General features: G+C 64.9%; 17 protein-coding genes. 7 read left to right on the top strand and 10 right to left on the bottom strand.

The features are described from left to right. Nucleotides 1-153 precede the first annotated feature (153 nt). The 10 genes from AAFG50_RS02145 to AAFG50_RS02100 all read right to left on the bottom strand — a co-directional run bounded on the left by AAFG50_RS02145 (nucleotide 154) and on the right by AAFG50_RS02100 (nucleotide 8,943). Nucleotides 154-1,092 (bottom strand): acyltransferase domain-containing protein, encoded by a 939-nt coding sequence (locus tag AAFG50_RS02145; RefSeq protein WP_028175270.1) that lies wholly within the window; start codon nucleotides 1,090-1,092, stop codon nucleotides 154-156. A 9-nt stretch (nucleotides 1,093-1,101) separates the two neighbouring features. After that, the gene (locus AAFG50_RS02140; protein WP_028175271.1) at nucleotides 1,102-2,052 is read right to left on the bottom strand and encodes an AEC family transporter; all 951 of its coding nucleotides are present in this window, start codon (nucleotides 2,050-2,052) and stop codon (nucleotides 1,102-1,104) included. Beyond that, a complete protein-coding gene (gene mdcB / locus AAFG50_RS02135) occupies nucleotides 2,049-2,927 on the bottom strand; it encodes a triphosphoribosyl-dephospho-CoA synthase MdcB (protein ID WP_342714144.1) in 879 nt (292 codons plus the stop codon). The genes AAFG50_RS02140 and mdcB overlap by 4 nt, the downstream gene beginning before the upstream one ends. Further along, nucleotides 2,924-3,604, bottom strand: a complete 681-nt coding sequence (gene mdcG / locus AAFG50_RS02130; protein ID WP_028175273.1) for a malonate decarboxylase holo-[acyl-carrier-protein] synthase — start codon at nucleotides 3,602-3,604, stop codon at nucleotides 2,924-2,926. Before mdcG ends, mdcB begins: the two co-directional genes overlap by 4 nt. After that, nucleotides 3,579-4,301, bottom strand: a complete 723-nt coding sequence (gene mdcE, locus AAFG50_RS02125) for a biotin-independent malonate decarboxylase subunit gamma (protein WP_028175274.1) — start codon at nucleotides 4,299-4,301, stop codon at nucleotides 3,579-3,581. Before mdcE ends, mdcG begins: the two co-directional genes overlap by 26 nt. Beyond that, nucleotides 4,288-5,226 carry a biotin-independent malonate decarboxylase subunit beta gene (locus AAFG50_RS02120; protein WP_028175275.1) on the bottom strand — a complete coding sequence of 313 codons (939 nt, stop codon included), beginning with the start codon at nucleotides 5,224-5,226 and terminating at the stop codon, nucleotides 4,288-4,290. Before AAFG50_RS02120 ends, mdcE begins: the two co-directional genes overlap by 14 nt. Then, nucleotides 5,223-5,540, bottom strand: a complete 318-nt coding sequence (gene mdcC, locus AAFG50_RS02115) for a malonate decarboxylase acyl carrier protein (protein ID WP_028175276.1) — start codon at nucleotides 5,538-5,540, stop codon at nucleotides 5,223-5,225. Before mdcC ends, AAFG50_RS02120 begins: the two co-directional genes overlap by 4 nt. Before the next feature lie 10 nt (nucleotides 5,541-5,550). Further along, nucleotides 5,551-7,197 carry a malonate decarboxylase subunit alpha gene (gene mdcA / locus AAFG50_RS02110; protein ID WP_028175277.1) on the bottom strand — a complete coding sequence of 549 codons (1,647 nt, stop codon included), beginning with the start codon at nucleotides 7,195-7,197 and terminating at the stop codon, nucleotides 5,551-5,553. After that, on the bottom strand, nucleotides 7,194-8,060 hold the full coding sequence (locus AAFG50_RS02105) for an MBL fold metallo-hydrolase (protein ID WP_011083103.1): 867 nt from the start codon (nucleotides 8,058-8,060) through the stop codon (nucleotides 7,194-7,196). The genes mdcA and AAFG50_RS02105 overlap by 4 nt, the downstream gene beginning before the upstream one ends. A gap of 97 nt (nucleotides 8,061-8,157) precedes the next feature. Next, nucleotides 8,158-8,943 (bottom strand): alpha/beta hydrolase, encoded by a 786-nt coding sequence (locus AAFG50_RS02100; RefSeq protein ID WP_011083104.1) that lies wholly within the window; start codon nucleotides 8,941-8,943, stop codon nucleotides 8,158-8,160. 79 nt (nucleotides 8,944-9,022) lie between these two features. On the opposite strand from AAFG50_RS02100, the gene AAFG50_RS02095 reads away from it, so the two are divergent. From AAFG50_RS02095 to AAFG50_RS02065, 7 genes are all read left to right on the top strand, one after another. Next, nucleotides 9,023-10,087 carry an IS630-like element ISRj1 family transposase gene (locus tag AAFG50_RS02095; protein ID WP_011084514.1) on the top strand — a complete coding sequence of 355 codons (1,065 nt, stop codon included), beginning with the start codon at nucleotides 9,023-9,025 and terminating at the stop codon, nucleotides 10,085-10,087. Between the two features lie 296 nt (nucleotides 10,088-10,383). Then, nucleotides 10,384-10,725 (top strand): hypothetical protein, encoded by a 342-nt coding sequence (locus AAFG50_RS02090; protein ID WP_028175278.1) that lies wholly within the window; start codon nucleotides 10,384-10,386, stop codon nucleotides 10,723-10,725. 135 nt (nucleotides 10,726-10,860) lie between these two features. Then, on the top strand, nucleotides 10,861-11,400 hold the full coding sequence (locus tag AAFG50_RS02085) for a hypothetical protein (protein ID WP_168772760.1): 540 nt from the start codon (nucleotides 10,861-10,863) through the stop codon (nucleotides 11,398-11,400). Nucleotides 11,401-11,419: 19 nt separating this feature from the next. Then, complete coding sequence (locus AAFG50_RS02080; protein ID WP_028175280.1) at nucleotides 11,420-12,592, top strand: efflux RND transporter periplasmic adaptor subunit; 1,173 nt, start codon at nucleotides 11,420-11,422, stop codon at nucleotides 12,590-12,592. Further along, nucleotides 12,589-15,732: an efflux RND transporter permease subunit gene (locus tag AAFG50_RS02075; protein WP_028175281.1), complete on the top strand. Its 3,144-nt coding sequence runs from the start codon at nucleotides 12,589-12,591 to the stop codon at nucleotides 15,730-15,732. Before AAFG50_RS02080 ends, AAFG50_RS02075 begins: the two co-directional genes overlap by 4 nt. Then, nucleotides 15,719-16,135, top strand: coding sequence for a thioesterase family protein (locus tag AAFG50_RS02070; RefSeq protein WP_028175282.1), 417 nt, complete (start codon nucleotides 15,719-15,721; stop codon nucleotides 16,133-16,135). The genes AAFG50_RS02075 and AAFG50_RS02070 overlap by 14 nt, the downstream gene beginning before the upstream one ends. Before the next feature lie 102 nt (nucleotides 16,136-16,237). Further along, nucleotides 16,238-18,088 carry an ATP-binding protein gene (locus AAFG50_RS02065; protein ID WP_028175283.1) on the top strand — a complete coding sequence of 617 codons (1,851 nt, stop codon included), beginning with the start codon at nucleotides 16,238-16,240 and terminating at the stop codon, nucleotides 18,086-18,088. Nucleotides 18,089-18,103 lie beyond the last annotated feature (15 nt).

The following is an 18,103-nucleotide window of genomic DNA, read 5'->3' as shown; positions in this document are numbered from 1 at the left end:
GCGTGTTAGGTGACTGAGACCCCAAGTCACAGCTCGAGCCTCCCTCCTCCCTGGGCATACGAGCATTTTAGGGCCGTCCTCCCCCAAAGGACGGCCCCCTTTTTCGACCGCGCGGCGCGATCGACGGCATCGTCTCTTCGGAACTCGGCGAGGCTAGTCGCTCAGGTGACGCGCAGCCCAGGCGCCGACGCCCTGAAGACTCCTGAAATCATCCAGCGAGCGAGCCGGAAGTCCGGCCCCGATTTCCGCGACCATGCTGCTGAGCGCATGTCCCGGCCCCAGCTCGAGAAACCCCGTAGCGCCCGCTTCGACACAGGCCTGCAGGCAATCCGTCCATTGCACGGTTTGCGAAATCTGCGCGGCAAGTTTGTCGAGACCCGTCTCGAGCGAGACGACCGAAGCGGCATCGATTCCGCTCAGAATGCGCGCACCGGTCATCGGGGGAAATGCCGCCGGTGCCAGGCGCAAGGTCTCACGAAATGCGGCAGACGCCGCGGCGAGCCGCTTGGTGTGGGAGGCAACCTCGACCGGCAACGCGACGATCCTTGCGCCGTGCATCGCCCGCGCGTCGTCGGCAATCCTGCCCAGCGCCTCACGGCCACCGCCGACGACAAAGGCATCGCCCGGATTGACGATGGCGATCGCTGCGCCGTGACGTTCGCAAAGTCGACCGACTTCCTGGCGCGAAAGACCGCGGACGAAGATCAGCCCGTCACCGGCGCGCGTGGCCGCATCCATGGCCTCTGCGCGGCGTGCCATGAGATCGAGCGTGGCGGTTGCATCGAGCAAGCCGCCGACACCCCAGGCAGCGACCTCGCCGACACTGTAGCCGGCAATGATGACGCCGCGTGGAATGACATCTGCGAGCGCGCGCGCCGCGGCGAGCGGCTGCAAGGTGCAGAGAATCTGGCCCGTACGGTTGCGGTGCAGGGCCTCATCGGGTTCGCCGCGGACGAAATCGCGCGGATCGCTGCCACCGAGCAATGTCGCCGCGTGCGCAAACAGGTCCGCGGCCTCACGCGCGCCGCCCGTGAGGGCGAACATGTCCCGATGCTGTCCGCCTTGTCCCGAGCAGAGGATCGCAAGCGTCACGGTCGCGACCTAACCGGGAAAGAGCATGGCGATGGCAATCGCCAGGGTCACGACGCTGAATCCGGTGCTGGCGATGACTATGGATCCCGCCGTCGCGGAATCCAGCCGGTAGTTGACGGCAAACAGGATGCCGAAAAAGCCCGAAGGCACCGCGGCAAGCAGAATGGCAGTCTTCGCGGGATCAGGCGCAATCGGAATGAAGTGAATGACCGCAATGGCCAGCAGCGGCCGAACGACATCCGAGGCCGCCGTTGCGGCCACGATCCGCCAATCCAGCCGGAACGATTGTGCCGACAGAATCGCCCCCGTGAGAAACAGGGCGACACCCGCGGCGGCGCTCCCGATCAACGCCAGGCATGCATGGGCAAGTGCATCGAGGCTCACGTCCGACAGCGAAAGCAGGATGCCTGCCGCAGGCGCCAGTACGACCGGCTTGGTGATCGCGCGCCTGACTGCCGTCAGAATCTGCCGCGTCGACAATTCGGCGCCCTGCGCCCTGCTCGCACCCATTTCCACCATGATCAGGGTCAGCGGGCTGATCAGAATCGAACCCGTTGCCAACGCGACCGCGACCGGGACGGTGCCGGCGGGGCCCAACACGGACGACAGGATCGGAAGTCCGACGCCGGCAAGGTTCGGAAAGCCGATCGTCAAGGCCTGCAGCGACGCATCGGACCGGGACGCCTTCGAGAACCGGCGCGCGGCGCAATACCAGGCGACATAGAGCAGCAGCATCGTCACGCCGAGCACCATGGAGAGCGGAACCTGTTCGATCATCTCGCGGCGCGAGGCCGAAGCGGTCGCGGCGAACAAGGACGCCGGCAGCGCAAAATCCATCACCAGCGCGTTGAGGGCGTCGACGTGAAGATTGTCGACGATATGAAATTTTCCGGCGGCGTATCCCAGCAACAGGACGAAGAAGACCGGCACCAGCGCCATCAGGATCGCGTTGGACATCATGGAATCGGCCTTTCATGGGCATCGACGAAGAGCGTCATAGCGAGCAGGTCGGCCGATCCACCCGGGCTGAGACGGCGGGCGACGAAACTTTCGTGGATCGATTCTGCCCGCGCACGCCAGCCGGACGCGCAGACGCCGCCGGCATCGACGAAGCGACGCGCCGCGTCATGTGCAAGACGAAGGCCGTCGAGGCCGCCGCGATGCAGGAGGTTGGTGTCCTCGACGGAAGCGATCAGGGCAAAGCACGCCTCGACCCGGGCGGCTTCCGTATCCTCCACAACGACAGTTGCTCTCCGCAAGGCCGGCAAGCCGATTCCGTAGATGCTGGGAAATCCCCTCGCGGCCTCGATACGCGCACCGCCCGCGCGAAAGCGGCGGCGGGCTCCGCTGCCATGGCTGTGCAGCAGCACCGGACCATCGAGGATGCTGTCGCCCCACAGGCGTGCTACGACATCGCCAAGCGGAAGCTCGGGAGCGACCAACCCGCCGGCTTTCGCACCGGCGGCCGCGCACAGCAGGCCGAGCCCGAAGATCGCGCCACGGTGCGTGTTGACCCCCGAAGTCGCCGCGAACATGGCGCGCTCCGCCTCGAGGCCAATGACCCGCAGCCGCCCCATGCCGCAGCCAAGCGCACCTGCATCGGCCAGGCGTTGCAGATAGGGCCTGATGGCCGCGGCGCTGCGACGAAACGTGCCCGCATCCATGTCATCGTGACTGCCATTGTCGACATGGCTCACCAGCCCCGGTTTCGGCCAGGTTTCGAGCTCCTTGACGAGGCAATCGGCGGCGACAGCACCGATGGCAGAGACATCGGGCATTATCCGCGCGCGGCGCAGAAGCGGCCGTTCCATGCCTCTTGCGGCCATGGTGATCATGATCCCGTCGCTCCCGAAATGAATTGATGCCTGTCGAGCAGGACCACGCGCTCAATGCTCTTGACCAGAAGCTCGCTCGCGCCGCCGTGGACTTCACGCCAGTTCACCGCAGCGCCGTCGGCGCTCATCAGCTCGCCATCAAGCCGCATCGGCGCGCTGGTCTCGATCGCGGCGACATCGGCGACGAAGCGATCGATGTCGGTTTCGCTTCGAAACTCGAACAGGACATCGAGATCGGAACGGCCGGTCACGTAGTCGAGCCCGGTCAACGACTGCCAGGCCAGGCTGCCGTAGACGCGCGCGTCCACCGAATGGCGACGCGCCAGCCCGTCGAGCCGGTCGAGCGTCGGCCACCAGTTGCGCGGCGCGTAAGCCCGCGCCTGTTGCAGCGACGGCGGCCGCGCGACCGAGGCGACGTGGTCGATTTCGACCAGGAGGGCAACCCGTTTCTTGCCGGCAGAAGGCGGCAGGGGCAGGCCCAGCGCGACGCCGGTTGCCTCGTGTGGCAAGGCGCGCCGCCTGATCGTCGGCCACCGCATTTTGGGCCAGCGCGCGAGAAGGGAATCGGCAGCGAGATCGTCGCGCGCGTCCAACATCGCGCGCCACCCCGCGGGGCTGACGAAGACGAGGTCGTGACGACCGGGCGGTCGATCACCGTGCTTGCAGGGCGAGGTCACGAACGCGCTCCGCGATCTCGGCGGCCTTCAGCCGGCCGCCACGCTGCTTGCCGAGCGCATCCCGCCGGTCCTGCGCGGCCGGCATGTCGGCGAGCAACGCCTCTAGCTGGTCGGCGAGCGATGCGGCATTGCTCCATGTCATGTGAACGGCACCCATTTGCGCGAGATTGGACAGGCCCGGCGCGAACACCGGCGTCGACTTCGCCTTTTCCTGTAGCGCCTCCATCGACAGCTTGGTCACCTTCGCCATCGAAGGCAGATCCATCACTGCGGGATCGGCTCCGGGCAGTCCGACCAGCACACGCGTTGCAAGGCCTGTCGCAAGCAGCGCACCCGCAGCCGAGTGGCCGTACAGGACGCCGACGGTCGGGCGGCCATTCATGTCCGCGTGGATCAGCACCTTCGCCAGATGTGCGAGGAACTCGTTCAGCCCGAGCAGTTCGTCACGCTTGCTCATGCGCTGGCTGTCGCTATCGACGAGCACCAGGATCGGCCCGGAGTCACGATCGATCGACTTCAGGACATGTGCGGAAAGCCTGATGGCCTCGTCGACGCCCAGCGCGGTTCGATTCGCAACGCCGATCACCAGCATCGTGCCACCGGATCGCAGCGTCGCCGAGCCGTGAAGGACGCCGTTGTCGTTGCTTACCTCATGGCCGTCAGGAAAGAGCGAGGCGATGATGTCATCGAGCGTCACGGCTGGTCCTCCCGATCCTGTTGGCGAGCGCAATGAACTGATCTGCCGGCAGCTCCGGAACCGTCTCAGCGTGCTCGATGCCTTCCGCGGTCCAGATGTCGACGGCATCCGCGCAGGCGCCGAAGCGGCGCAACCGGCCGGCGAGCCGTTCCTGCTCGGCCTTCAGCCTGTCGAGACCGAAAGGTCCGACCAGGTCGATCAGCTCCAGCGCGACCTCCCGAAAATCCTGCACATTGTCGTCGGCAAAGACATCGGCGGCGCCGAGCAGGCGGCGATGCTTGCCGCCCATGGTCCGCCAGACCAGGGCACGATCGCGCGAGTCGAACTCCTCGACGCCGCGATTGGTCTCGATGACTTCCGGACCTGACACCGCGATGCGCCCCGGCTCCGAGACGGCGAGCGCGGAGCAACAGCCCGCGATCAAGCCGCCGCCGCCGTAGCATCCGGACCTGCCGCCAATCAGGCCGATGACCTTCACGCCGGCGGCGCGCGCTTCCATCACGGCGCGCATGATCTCGGCGATGGCAAGTTCGCCGGCATTGGCTTCCTGCAACCGGACGCCGCCGGTATCGAACAGGATCAAGACGGGGATCGAGCCGATCTCGCGCGCGGCGCGGAGCAGCCCGGTCAGCTTGGCGCCGTGCACTTCGCCGAAGGCGCCGCCCATGAAGCGGCCCTCCTGGGCGGCGACGAACACCGGCGAGCCGTCGAGGCGACCGTGACCGACGACGATGCCGTCGTCGAACTGCTCGGGAAGATCGAATATCTTCAGATGCGGGCTGACCTCGCGCTGCTCCGGCCCGATGAACTCGACGAAGCTGCCGGCATCGAGCAGCAGTTCCAGCCGCACGCGGGCCGACGCCTCGTAGAAGCTGGTGCTGTGCGCCCGTTCGGCGGGGGTGATGTGCTTGATCGGCGCGGTCATTGGCCGTTCTCCGCGATCGATCGCACTGCCTGCGCCAGCCGGAGCGAGACCGTATCGGGACGCGCGCCGCCGTCATTGATCGAGAACTTCAGCCCGCCGGGTGAATAGCGCTCGACGAAATCGCCTATCACGGCCCTCCAGACCTCGCCGAAGCCGACGGCGGCGGTCTTGATGTCGATGGCACATTCCGCATCCGGCAGCACGCGCTCCACCAGCACTTCCAGATTGCCCGAGGCAACTACGCCGACAATCGCGCTCCGCCTGGCGCCGTCGGCGCGGGCGCGAGCCGGGTGTCGAAAGCTGAGATCTTCCATGGCGCGTTCCTCACCAGTTCCTGAATTTTGAAGGGGGTGCGTACAAGCCGCCCGACCAGCGCACGAGATCCTTGATCGAGCGCGCCGCCAGCAGGCTGCGATCCGCATCGAGCGGATTGATGCCGAGATCTTCCGGCCGGCGGATCACGCCACGCTCGCGCAGGCGCGCGACCATGCCGTGGTCCCGCCGACGGCCGACATCGGTGTAGCCGGCAACGCCACGGATGGCGTGCTCGCGCTCCTGCGCGGTGCGGCACAGCAAGAGATTCGCCACGCCCTCCTCGGTGACGATGTGTGTGACGTCGTCGCCATAGATCATGACCGGCGCCAGTTCGAGCTTCAGCTTCTCCGCGAGCTCGATGGCATCGAGCTTCTCGACGAACAGCGGCACGTTCTTGTCCCCGAACGTCTCGCCGATCTGCACGACCAGCTTGCGGCCGCGGCGCATCAGTGCCGAGCCGTCCGGATCGGCCTCCGCTCCGGCCTTCAGCCAGGGCTCGCTCGGATGCCGCCGCCCGCGGGCATCCGCCCCCATGTTCGGAGCGCCGCCAAAGCCTGCGATGCGCGAGGTGGTGACGGTCGACGAATTTCCCTGCAGATCGATCTGCAGCGTGGAGCCAATGAACATGTCGCAGGCATAGAGCCCGGCGGCCTGACAGAAGGCGCGGTTGGAGCGCAACGAGCCGTCGGGACCAGTGAAGTAGACGTCGGATCTGGCGCGGATGTAGTCATCCATGCCGACCTCCGATCCGAACGAGTGGATCTGCCGCACCCAGCCGGATTCGATCGCGGGAATGAGTGCGGGATGCGGATTCAGCGCGAAGTGGGTCGCGATCCTGCCCTTCAGCCCCAGCCTCTCGCCGAATGTCGGGAGCAGGAGTTCGATCGCGGCCGTGCTGAAGCCGATGCCGTGATTGAGCCGCTGCACGCCATACGGTGCATAGACCCCCTTGATCGCCAGCATCGCGGTCAGGATCTGGCCTTCGGTGATCGCGGCCGGATCGCGCGTGAACAATGGTTCGACGAAGAACGGCTTGTCAGCCTTGACGATGAAATGGACACGGTCCGCCGGGATATCGACCCGCGGAACCGTCTCCACGATCTCGTTGACCTGGGCGATCACGACGCCGTCCTTGAACGCCGTCGCCTCGACCACGGTCGGTGTGTCCTCGGTGTTCGGGCCGGTGTAGAGATTTCCCTCACGATCGGCGCTGACGGCGGCGATCAGCGCGACGTGCGGCGTGAGGTCGATGAAGTAGCGGGCGAACAGTTCGAGATAGGTATGAACCGCACCCAGCTCGATCTTGCCGCCGAACAGCATGCGCGCAATCCGCGCCGATTGCGGCCCGGAATAGGCATAGTCGAGCCGCTTCGCGACGCCGCGGTCGAACAGGTCCAGATGTTCGGGCAGAACGACGCCCGACTGCACCATGTGCAGATCGTTGACCCTGGAGGGATCGACCGCCAGCAGCGCGCGGCTCAAGAGATCCGCCTGCTTCTGGTTGTCGCCCTCCAGGCAAACCCGGTCGCCCGGCCGGATCACGGCCTCCAGCAGGCGCGTGACGTCGTGTGCTTCGACGACCTTGCCGCGGGCAAGGACTGCGCCCGCCGCAATGCGGGCATCACGCGCGACACGGTTGTCCTGCCAGCTCGTCATGACTTCTGCCCCTTTGCGGCGTTGGCCCCGCTCCAGAGCGATCCCGGATTGGCACGGTCGGGATGGAGCTCGAGCATCGCCTCGTAGAGCTCGCGCGGCGATGTCGTCGCCTTGTCGAGGCGGTTGAAATCGAGCAGGTATTGCCGGGTCGCCGCGATGTTGCGCGGATCGTCGTCGTTATCCGGCTTTTTGTGTCCGGCGACGACGAAGCGCGGCTTCAGCGCCGCAAGCCGGTCGAGCGCGGCGATCCATTCCAGCCGGCTCTGCGTGTCGGTTTCGGCCAGATAGGGATGAATGCCGTTGTACACGGTGTCGCCGGCGACGATCAGATCGAGAGACGGGACATGAAGGGCGGTTGAGCGCGCCGTATCGGTTCGTCCCATGTCGATGACGACGAGCTTGTGTCCCTCGAGCGTGAGCTCGCCTTCGAGGGGTGCAGCCGCCACCAGGCGCTCTGCGATCTCGCCCGGAAAGCGCTTGCGCCAGAAACCGTCGAGCGAGGCCGGCGAGAGCTGCGCCTTCATCTCGTCGACGACCTCGGGAACGGCAACGGCTTTTGCCTGCGGAAAGCGGTCGAGCAGCGGTGCCAGCCCGAAGAAATGATCCCCGTGCCCGTGTGTGACATAGATCGTCGTCAGATTTCGCTCGCAAGACGCGACCCAGTCCAGCAGCGTTTTCGACTGCCCGGCGGTGAGGAACGTGTCGACGAGGACCGCGTCCCGCTCGCCGTAGATCAACGTCGACGAATTCGCGACCCACATCAGGTCCGGATTGCCGGACGGCAAGTCGCGGCTCAGTCCGGCCCGCTTCACCGTCGTCACCTTCCAGTTCAGGGCGGCGCCGGTCGTCTCGATCACATTCATGGGAATTCTCCTGATGGCACAGTCGGGCCGGCGGGAGTGCTGCCGCTCCCGCCGTCCTTCCTTCTGCCGGTCGTGCGTCAGGACCGGCGAAGCGTGATCACCGCGTAACCGGCTGCTGGATGCTGCGCGCGGCGCGGGTGATGACCGCAGCCACTTCCTTCGGATGCGACTCGTAGACCGAGTGGCTGGCGCCCGGGATCACGGTGGTCTGGCTCTTGGCGCGCTCGTAGTACCAGCGCTCCAGATCCGGATTGATGATCTGGTCGTTGCCGGCGACGATGCCCCAGCTCGGCTTGGTCTTCCACGCCGCCGCCGTCAGCGGCGTGCTGAACACCTGGGCCGCGGCCGGGACCTGGGAGCGCGCGACGAACTCGGCGCGCTCGCGCGGCAGATCGGGTGCGAACAGTTTCGGGAATTGCACGGGATCGAGATAGGTGAACTTGTCCGGCGTCACCTTGATGACGCCCTCGGTCTTCCCGAGCACGCTCGGCGTCTTCTTGCCCAACGCCGATTCGTCCTCTCCGACGTCGGGCGCGTGTGCGGCGACGTAGACGAGACCGACGACGCTCGGATGAACGCCGGCCTCGGTGATGATCGAGCCGCCGTAGCTATGGCCGACGAGAAGCGTCGGGCCATCCTGCAGATCGAGAATGCGCTTCGCCGCCGTGACGTCGTCGGCGAACGAGGTCTCGGGCTCCTGCACCATGGTGACGCGGAAACCTTCCTTGGTCAGGATCTCGTAGACCGGTTTCCAGCCGGACCCATCCACCCAGGCGCCGTGCACCAGGACGATGTTCTTCAGGGGCTCCGCGTTCGCAGGGGCGACGGTCGAGAGCAAGGAGAGAGCGGCGGCAAAGGCGAGACCAGCGTTGAGGTGTTTCATGTCGGGATCACTCCGGGTTGGAATGACGCGACACTAGTACCCACTTTTCTTGGAACGTGAGTCGTGATTCAAGGTCGGGATGATACCCGAAGCAAGAGAAGTCCACCTTTCGAGGAAAGATCGCAAGGTGCTTGAGGCGTGCTGTCGCTCACCGGTGACGTTGCAGCGCGATTTGAAGCGGGCGCGGATAGTTCTGTTGGCGGCGGATGGGCGCAGCACCCGGTCGATCGCCAAGGAAGTTGGGGTCCAGCCGCGGATTGTCAGCCTTTGGCGGCATCGCTATGCCGACCATGGCCTTGAAGGGCTGCAAGACAAGCCGCGGCCTGGCAAGCAGCCGATCTATACGAAGACGACCGACAAGCGGATTCTGAAGCTGCTGGATAAGCCGCCACCGCAAGGGTTTGCGCGCTGGACCGGCCCCCTGCTGGCCGAGGCGCTGGGCGATGTCGATGTCCAATATGTCTGGCGGTTCCTGCGCAGCCACAAGATTGACCTGGTGGCTCGCAAGTCCTGGTGCGAGAGCAACGACCCGAACTTTACGGCCAAAGCCGCCGATGTTGTCGGCCTCTATGTCGCGCCGCCGGCGAAGGCCATTGTGCTGTGCGTGGACGAGAAGCCCTCGATCCAGGCTTTGGAGCGAGCGCAGGGTTATCTGAAGTTGCCCAATGGCCGCGCCTTAACCGGCCAAAGCCACGATTACAAGCGGCATGGCACCACAACATTGTTTGCGGCGCTCGAAGTCGCCACCGGAAAGATCATCGCGACCCATTCAAAACGCCGGCGCCGCGTCGAGTTTCTCGATTTCATGAACAGCGTCACCGCGACTTTTCCGAACCGCAAGCTTCACGTCATCCTCGACAACCTCAACACCCATAAAAAGAACGAGGACTGGCTCAAGGCCCACCCCAACGTGCAATTTCATTTCACGCCGACAAGTGCGTCATGGCTCAATCAGGTCGAAGTATGGTTTTCCATCTTGCAGGGGCAGTCGCTCAGCGGCACCTCCTTCACGAGCCTCAAGCAGCTTCAGGAACACATCGATGCCTACGTCAACGCATACAACGACAGAGCCGAGCCCTTCGTCTGGACCAAGAAAAAGGTCCGTCAACGCCGTTTCAAAGGCCGCCGTATCACTCAGCTCTGATTCCGGGTACTAGTTTCGATGCTTGCCCGCGTATTTCGGCAAGCAACGGCCCTTGCCACTTCGCACGCCGGGACACGCGAGCTGCGACGGTCGCTGCTCGAACATCCTCCGGACGCGGCCCGGTTGAGAGACGCACTTCTAACGGAGGGCCCACGTCATGCACACTGACATTCATGACAATGATCTCTCGCAAGCGTGAACGGCCGGCGTTCATACGCGAAAGACGATCGATACGCGCTCTGTCATTCACGACAACGTTCCCGACGTCACTCGAAATCCAAGCATAGGATTGAACAATGACATCCATCGCAAAGTGCAGCGCCGCTCTCTTCGCCCTGCTGTGCGCGACCATGCCGGCTCATGCCGGAAGCTGCGCGGATGACATCGCGCAAACCCAGGCCCAGCTCGATCTGGCCATTGAAAAGGATGCGGGCTCCCACGGCTGGAAGCCGGAGAGCCTCAGCGCGCTGCGCAGCCATCAACCGACGCCCCGCTCGCTCGCGGAAGCAGAAGGTGGCAACGGCGTCGATTTCACCGACGCGCTCGACTCGCTCGATCGCGCGCGCACCGCCAATCGCGCCGGCGACATCGCCGCGTGCAGCCGGGAGATCGCACACGCGCGGGCCATCCTGAGATAGCGAAGGCGCCTCAGGGCCGATGGCGAGGCGACGCCTCCTCGTCGTCGTGCAGCCGGGGAGCAGGACGTGCGTTCTGGAAATACCCGCGCGAGCGCAACTTTCTAATGTCCATGCATAGAGCCGGAGCCTTCTTCCATGCGAGATCAGCATTCACCGAACGACGCCGGCGCACGGAGTTCCGAATCGCGCCGGTTCGCCTTGATGCACCCTGCCGCGATGCTTGCGACCAGCGTCCTGTGGCTGGTCTCGACTGCGGCCATCGCCCAAACAACAATGCCGGGAACGCAGCCGCCTGCCGGCATGCTTGCGACCTCGCCGCTCAACCCGCAATCCACGCGACCCGTGGGCATTCCGTTGGGATCGACCGAGATCGCAACGCCCGGCATCTCCCCGATCAACCCCGCGCAAAACACGACCGCCTGCGCCGGATCCGGCAATGCTTCATCCTCCGGAGCATTGTTCGACGGCGGCGGGCTGTCCGGCACCTCATCGACCAATTGCCCCGGCAGCACCGCAGCAGTCTCGTCCCTGCCCTCGACATCGACGGTCGGCCGCGTCGGGATTCCGCTGGGCTCCACCGAAATCGGCGGCGCCGGAATCAGTCCGTCCGTGCCGGTGCCCGGCCCCACGTCCACGGGCGGCACGACTTCGATCGACGGCTCCGGCAATCCCTGAGATCAGAAGGACCATCACCGTGAAACGCAACCTCACCATTGCATTCGTTGCTCTCGCCGCGATCCTGATCGGCGCGGGTCTCTGGTTCTTCGGCACCGACCGGAAGCCGGCCGTGGCAGCCGCACCCGTGCCCACCGCCGTGCCGGTGGTCGCCGCCAGCGTCACCGGCAAGGACGTTCCGATCTATCTGCGCGGCATCGGCACGGTGATCGCCTACAACACCGACGTCGTGCGCAGCCAGATTCAGGGACAGATCGTCAAGATCGCCTTCACCGAGGGACAGACCGTCAAGGCCGGCGACCTGCTCGCGCAGATCGACCCGCGTCCCTACGAGGCGCAGATCGAACAGCTGACGGCCAATCGCGACAGGGACCAGGCGCAGCTCGCGAATGCCGAGGCCAACCTCTCCCGCTACAACCAGCTCGGCGACAAGGGCTATGCGACCCCGCAACTGATCGAGACGCAGACGGCGCAGGTGGCGCAGCTCAAGGCCGCCGTGAAGGCCGACCAGGCCCAGATCGACGAGGCCAACGTCCAGCTCAGCTATACGCGCCTGTCGTCGGCCGTCCCCGGCATCACCGGCGTTCGCCAGATCGATGTCGGCAACGTCATTCATCCGACCGATCCCAACGGCCTCGTCATCGTCACCCAGATCGAGCCGATCTCGCTGCTGTTCACCCTGCCGCAGGCCGATCTGCCGGTGATCCAGGAGCATGCCGCGAAGGGCGAACTGAAGGTCATCGCCTACAGCCAGGACAACAAGACGAAGCTCGACGAGGGCACGCTGCTGCTGGTCAACAACGAGATCGCGGGAACGACCGGCACGGTCCAACTCAAGGCCGTGTTGCCAAACCATGAGCACAAGCTGTGGCCGGGCCAGCTGGTGAACGCGCGCCTGCTGCTCGAGATCCAGAAGGGTGCGCTCACTGTCGCCGGCTCGGCCGTGCAGCAGGGACCGAACGGCAGCTATGTCTATGTCGTGACCGACGGCCAGACGGCCACCTTGCGTCCCGTTCACGTCGTGCAGATCAGCGATGGCCAGGCCCTGATCGACCAGGGACTGAAATCAGGCGACGTCGTCGTGATCGACGGCCAGTACCGACTCACGGAAGGCAGCCGCGTTCGCGAGCTGCACGGCAAGGCCGCGCGTGAAGCCGACCTGCAGAGCGCCGTGCAGGATGCGATCCCATGAACCTTTCCGCGCCCTTCATCCTGCGGCCAATTGCAACCGCCCTGCTGATGGCTGGCCTGCTGCTGTGCGGCCTCGCGGCCTATCCGCTGCTGCCGGTCGGTGCGCTGCCGAACGTCAATTACCCGACCATCCAGATCTCGGCGCAACTGCCCGGCGCCGATCCGGGCACCATCGCCTCGTCGCTGGCGACGCCGCTCGAGCAGCAGCTCAGCCAGATCCCCGGCGTCACGCAGCTCACCTCGTCCAGTGCGCTCGGCGTGGCCCAGCTCACAGTGCAGTTCGAGCTGTCGCGCACCGTGGACAGCGCGGCGGTGGACGTGCTGGCCGCGATCAATGCCGCAAGCCCTTTCCTGCCGCCGAACATCCCCTACCCGCCGACGATCAGGAAGGTGAATCCGGCGGAGACGCCGATCATGCTGATCGCGCTGACGTCGGACTCGCTGCCGCTGACCACGGTCGACGCCTATGCGGAAAACATCCTGCTGCCGAAGATCTCGCAGGTGCCGGGCGTGGGTCTCGTCGGCATCGGCGGCCAGCAGAAGCCCGCGATCCGTGTTCGCGTCAATCCGCAGGCGCTTGCCGCCCGCGGCATCGGCCTCGAAGACGTCCGCAACGTGATCGCCGGCGCCAACGTCGACCTGCCCAAGGGCACGCTCAACAGCCCGCGCGTCACCTATACGCTGAACACCAACGATCAATTGCTCAAGCCCTCCGCCTATGAAGACCTCATCATCGCCTATCGCAACGGCTCGCCGGTGCGGATACGCGACATCGGCACGGCGATCGAGGGGCCCGAGAACGACCTCCTGGCCGGCTGGTACGGCAAGGAGCCCGCCATCATCCTGGCAGTCCAGCGCGTTCCCGGCGCCAACGTGATCGAGACGGTCGACCGCATCAAGAAGCTGCTGCCGCAATTGCAGGCCTCCGTTCCACCGGCGATCAAGGTGACGATCGCCGCCGACCGGACCGCCACCATTCGCGCCGCGGTCTCCGACGTTCAATTCACGCTGATGCTGACGGTCGCACTGGTGGTAATGGTCATATTCCTGTTCCTGCGGAATTTCTGGGCCACCATCATCCCGGCGATCACGGTTCCCCTGTCGCTGATCGGCACGTTCGCGGTCCTCTACGTGCTCGGCTACAGCCTGGACAACCTCTCGCTGATGGCGCTGTCCATCGCGGTGGGCTTCGTGGTCGACGATGCCGTCGTCGTCATCGAGAACATCGTGCGCCATCTCGAGCAGGGCATGACGCCGATGGAGGCCGCGCTCAAGGGTTCCAGCGAAATCGGCTTCACGATCGTCTCCATCACCCTATCGCTGATTGCTGTGTTCATCCCGCTTTTCCTGATGGGAGGCTACGTCGGCAAGCTGTTCCAGGAGTTCGCCGTCACGATCACGGCTTCGCTGCTGCTGTCGCTGGTCATCTCGCTCACGCTGACGCCGATGATGTGCGCGCGGCTGCTGAAGGACGACTCGCGGAAGAAGCACGGCCGAATCTATCTCGCCTTCGAACGCGGTTTCGACGCCCTGCTTGCGCTTTATGCGAGCGGCCTGCGAATCGTGCTGCGCCATCGCTTCGTGACACTGCTCGTGATGCTCTCGACGATCGCGCTGACCGGCTATCTCTACGTGATCATTCCGAAGGGTTTCTTCCCGCAACAGGATACCGGGCAGATCGTCGGCATCACTGAAGCCGCACAGGACATTTCCTTCCCCGCCATGTCCGAGCGCCAGCAGGCGATCGTCGACATCCTGTCGAAAGATCCGGCAATTCAGTCGGTGGCGAGCTATATCGGTCCGGGAGGTCCCACGGCGACGCTCAACCAGGGACGGATATTCATCGTCCTGAAGCCGAAGCCCGGGCGCAAGGCCAGCGCCGACCAGATCATCGAACGGCTGGGGCCCCAGCTCGCCCATATCCAGGGCATCAGGCTCTACATGCAGGCCGCGCAGGACATCACCATCGGCGCACGCCTGTCCAAGACGCAATACCAGTACACGCTGACGGACGCCGATTCCAACGAGCTCACCAACTGGTCGGCGATCTTCCTCAAGAAGCTCCGCGAGCTCGACCTCATCACCGACGTCGCGAGCGACCAGGCCAATGCCGGCCCGCGGCTGGAGGTCACCGTCAATCGCGAGGTCGCATCGAGCTTCGGCATCCTGCCCACGACGATCGACAATGCCCTCGACGACGCATTCGGCCAGCGCATCGTCTCCACGATGTTCACCTCGCTGAACCAGTACCATGTCGTGATGGAGGTCGATCCGCGTTTCCAGTACGGGCCGGAAGCGCTCAAGGACATCTACCTGAACTCGGCCACCGGCCAGCAGGTCCCCCTGAGCACGCTGGTTCACAGCGTCATCAAGCCCGCGCCCATCCTGATCAACCACCAGAGCCTGTTTCCGTCGGTCACGATCTCGTTCAACCTGCGGCCCGGCGTCGCGCTCGGCGATGCGGTGACGGCGATCCAGAACATCGAGAAGAGCACGGGCAAGCCCGCCTCGCTGTCGACCTCGTTCCAGGGCAACGCCCAGGCCTTCCAGTCATCCCTGCGAGGCACACCGCTGCTGATCGGGGCGGCGCTGATCGTGATCTACATCATCCTCGGCGTGCTCTATGAGAGCCTGATCCATCCGATCACGATCCTGTCGACGCTGCCGTCGGCCGGCATCGGCGCGCTGTTGCTGCTGCTGGCGGTCCACATGGATCTCAGCGTCATCGCCATCATCGGCATCATCCTGCTGATCGGCATCGTCAAGAAGAACGGCATCATGCTGGTCGATTTCGCTCTCGAGGTGGAGCGCCAACACGGGCTCAGCCCGGAAGAGGCGATCTACCAGGCCTGCACGCTGCGCTTCCGTCCGATCCTGATGACGACGATGGCGGCGCTGCTCGGCGGCGTGCCGCTGATGATCGGTTCCGGTACCGGCGCGGAGCTGCGCCAGCCGCTCGGCTACACGATCGTCGGCGGCCTGATGCTCTCGCAGATCCTGACGCTCTACACCACGCCCGTCGTCTATCTCTATCTCGACCAGCTCAGCAACTGGCTGACCGGGCGCAAGCCGCGGGCGGCCGCGACACCCACTTCATCCACGACCAAGGCAGATGCGGAATTGAGCCATGAATCCGCTTGAGAGGCTGACCGCCGGCATGACGGCAGAGAAGCTGGTGACCGTCACGTCCGAGATGACGGTTGGCCATGTGGTGCCGGGAATGCCAGCCGTCTACGGCACGCCGATGATGATCCTGCACATGGAGATGGCCGCGGGATCGGCCGTTCAACCATTCCTGCCGACGGGCCATGTCAGCGTCGGGATGATGGTCAATATCCGCCATCTGGCGGCAACCCCGGTCGGCCGCAAGGTGCGCGCGATCGCGCGGGTCGTCGCGGTCGAAGCCGGGAGTGTGCTGTTCGAAGTCGAGGCCTGGGACGGCGGCCGCAAGATCGGCGACGGCAGCCACCGGCGCGGTGTTGTCGATGTCGCCGAATTCGAGAAGCGGTTCGGCGTGACGAAGCCCGCCGCTGAGATGGCCTAGGATCGCGGGCGGCAAGCAGCCCGATCGCGGCTTCGTGCGTTTTGACAAAGCGCCTGCGAAAACGCAAAAGACCGCTCTTCGGCGGCGCGGTAGACCTCCCGCATGACGCTCGAACGCCTGGATGGCCCTAATTTCGTACAGCTCCAGCGATGGTGGCGCCGTCTACTCCAGGACTGCGCCAAACAGGATCGCACTCCGTTGTGGGCCTGGAGCGGCGTTGCCCTTTGCCTGCTGTCCTTCGGCTGGTCACTGCTCGGCTTCAATTCCACCACGATCGCTTTCGCCGCCTTTCTCGCGACTTCGCTCGCGGCGATCAGTCTGACCAAATGGTCAGGCGAGCATGGCCACCTGGCCGCTTATCTCGCCGAGGCACAGAAGCTCAGCCAGACCGGCAGCTTCGGCTGGAACGTCGTGACCGGAGAGCTTTTCTGGTCGGATGAAACGTTCAGGATCTTCGATCTCGCACAGACATCGCGCCCGTCGCTCGCCGTCGTCCTGAAGCGCACACATCCCGATGACGTCAATGCCGTACGCGAGGCCATCGACCGGGCGGTGAACGAGAGGGGCGACTTTTCCCACGAAAACCGGCTGGTGCTGGACGACGGTTCGATCCGGACCATACGCGTGGTCGCCCGCGGAATGACGAACGGCCGGGGCCAGTTCGAGTTTGTCGGCGCGGTCATGGACATCACCGCTCAGAAGAAGGCCCATACCGAGCTGGAGCGGAGCGAACAGCGTTACCGCCATCTGTTCAGCCGCATGCCGATCGCATTCCGGCAGCTCGACGCCAGCAGGCTGGTCGTGCTGTTCCGAAAATTGCGTGCCGAGGGCGTCAAGGACCTTGGCGCCTATTTCGACAGCCATCCCGAGTTTCTGCGGACCTGCATGGACGCGCTCTCGTTTCAGGAGGCCAATGAACGAGCCATCCAGATGTTCGGAGGAGGCGTCGAGGGCTATGTCGGACGCTCCATGGCCGAGAGCTGGAAGGAGCGGCCCGACACGTTCCGGCGGGCGATGGAATCCCGCTATCGCGGCGAGACGAATTTCGAGGAAGAGACCAAGATGGTCACGTGGGACGGCCGCGTCGTCGACGTTCTCTTCACCACGGCGCGGGTCGGCCCCATCAATGATCTCGAAGTCAGCCTGGTCGGCACCATCGACATTTCACAGCGTGTTCGCGCTCAGCAGAAGCTCCAGCAGGTTCAGGCTGAGTTCGCGCATGCCGCGCGCGTCTCGATGCTCGGAGAACTCACCGCATCGATCGCCCACGAGGTCAACCAGCCCCTCGCGGCCATCGCCACCAACGGCGCCGCCGGGCTGCGGTGGCTGAACAGGCCCACTCCCGATATCGTCGAGATCCGCAAGACCATCGAGAACATCGTCGTAGATACCCAGCGCGCCGCGAACATCGTGGCGCGCGTTCACGGGATGGCTTCCCGGAAAGTCCCCGAACAGGCATCCTTGTCATTTGACGAGATCGTCCGCGAAGCGCTTCTCTTTCTGCGACACGAGCTCGAATCCCGCGGCGTAACGATCCTGCACCAGCCCGATCCGACCACACCAAAGGTGCTCGGTGACCGCACCCAGCTCCAGCAGGTGATCGTCAATCTGGCCATCAACGCTGTGCAGGCGATGACGCAGGCGGGATATGACGATCGCAGGATCGTCATCAGCACGGTCACGCAGGACGCGGCCACGTTGTGCTGCGCCGTGGAGGACAACGGCCCCGGCATCGCAGTTGAACATGTCGACCGGCTCTTCGAGAGCTTTTTCACGACCAAGGACAGCGGGATGGGCATGGGACTGCCGATCTGCCGGTCGATCGTGGAAGCGCATGGAGGCCGGATCGGCGCCGGGGGTAACGGTGCGAGTGGCGGCGCCCGCTTCTGGTTCACGCTGCCGGTCTCCGTGCCGGCGGATTCGCTGCGCTGCGACCTCAACGCCGATACGTGACCGCGACGTTTCCGG

It is taken from the genome of Bradyrhizobium sp. B039 (genome assembly GCF_038965675.1).
Taxonomy (GTDB): domain Bacteria; phylum Pseudomonadota; class Alphaproteobacteria; order Rhizobiales; family Xanthobacteraceae; genus Bradyrhizobium; species Bradyrhizobium diazoefficiens.
The sequence above is the reverse complement of the archived record's forward strand: the minus strand, read 5'-3'. Positions and strand labels throughout refer to the sequence as shown.

Excerpts from the sequence above, each read along its gene's own strand:
- AAFG50_RS02120 (WP_028175275.1), bottom strand. The coding sequence starts at position 5,226 with ATGACCGCGCCGATCAAGCACATCACCCCCGCCGAACGGGCGCACAGC.
- AAFG50_RS02105 (WP_011083103.1), bottom strand. The coding sequence starts at position 8,060 with ATGAATGTGATCGAGACGACCGGCGCCGCCCTGAACTGGAAGGTGACG.
- AAFG50_RS02100 (WP_011083104.1), bottom strand. The coding sequence starts at position 8,943 with ATGAAACACCTCAACGCTGGTCTCGCCTTTGCCGCCGCTCTCTCCTTG.
- AAFG50_RS02085 (WP_168772760.1), top strand. The coding sequence starts at position 10,861 with ATGCGAGATCAGCATTCACCGAACGACGCCGGCGCACGGAGTTCCGAA.
- AAFG50_RS02065 (WP_028175283.1), top strand. The coding sequence starts at position 16,238 with ATGACGCTCGAACGCCTGGATGGCCCTAATTTCGTACAGCTCCAGCGA.
- AAFG50_RS02090 (WP_028175278.1), top strand. The coding sequence starts at position 10,384 with ATGACATCCATCGCAAAGTGCAGCGCCGCTCTCTTCGCCCTGCTGTGC.
- mdcA (WP_028175277.1), bottom strand. The coding sequence starts at position 7,197 with ATGACGAGCTGGCAGGACAACCGTGTCGCGCGTGATGCCCGCATTGCG.
- AAFG50_RS02070 (WP_028175282.1), top strand. The coding sequence starts at position 15,719 with ATGAATCCGCTTGAGAGGCTGACCGCCGGCATGACGGCAGAGAAGCTG.
- AAFG50_RS02095 (WP_011084514.1), top strand. The coding sequence starts at position 9,023 with ATGATACCCGAAGCAAGAGAAGTCCACCTTTCGAGGAAAGATCGCAAG.
- AAFG50_RS02140 (WP_028175271.1), bottom strand. The coding sequence starts at position 2,052 with ATGATGTCCAACGCGATCCTGATGGCGCTGGTGCCGGTCTTCTTCGTC.
- AAFG50_RS02075 (WP_028175281.1), top strand. The coding sequence starts at position 12,589 with ATGAACCTTTCCGCGCCCTTCATCCTGCGGCCAATTGCAACCGCCCTG.
- mdcB (WP_342714144.1), bottom strand. The coding sequence starts at position 2,927 with ATGATCACCATGGCCGCAAGAGGCATGGAACGGCCGCTTCTGCGCCGC.
- mdcC (WP_028175276.1), bottom strand. The coding sequence starts at position 5,540 with ATGGAAGATCTCAGCTTTCGACACCCGGCTCGCGCCCGCGCCGACGGC.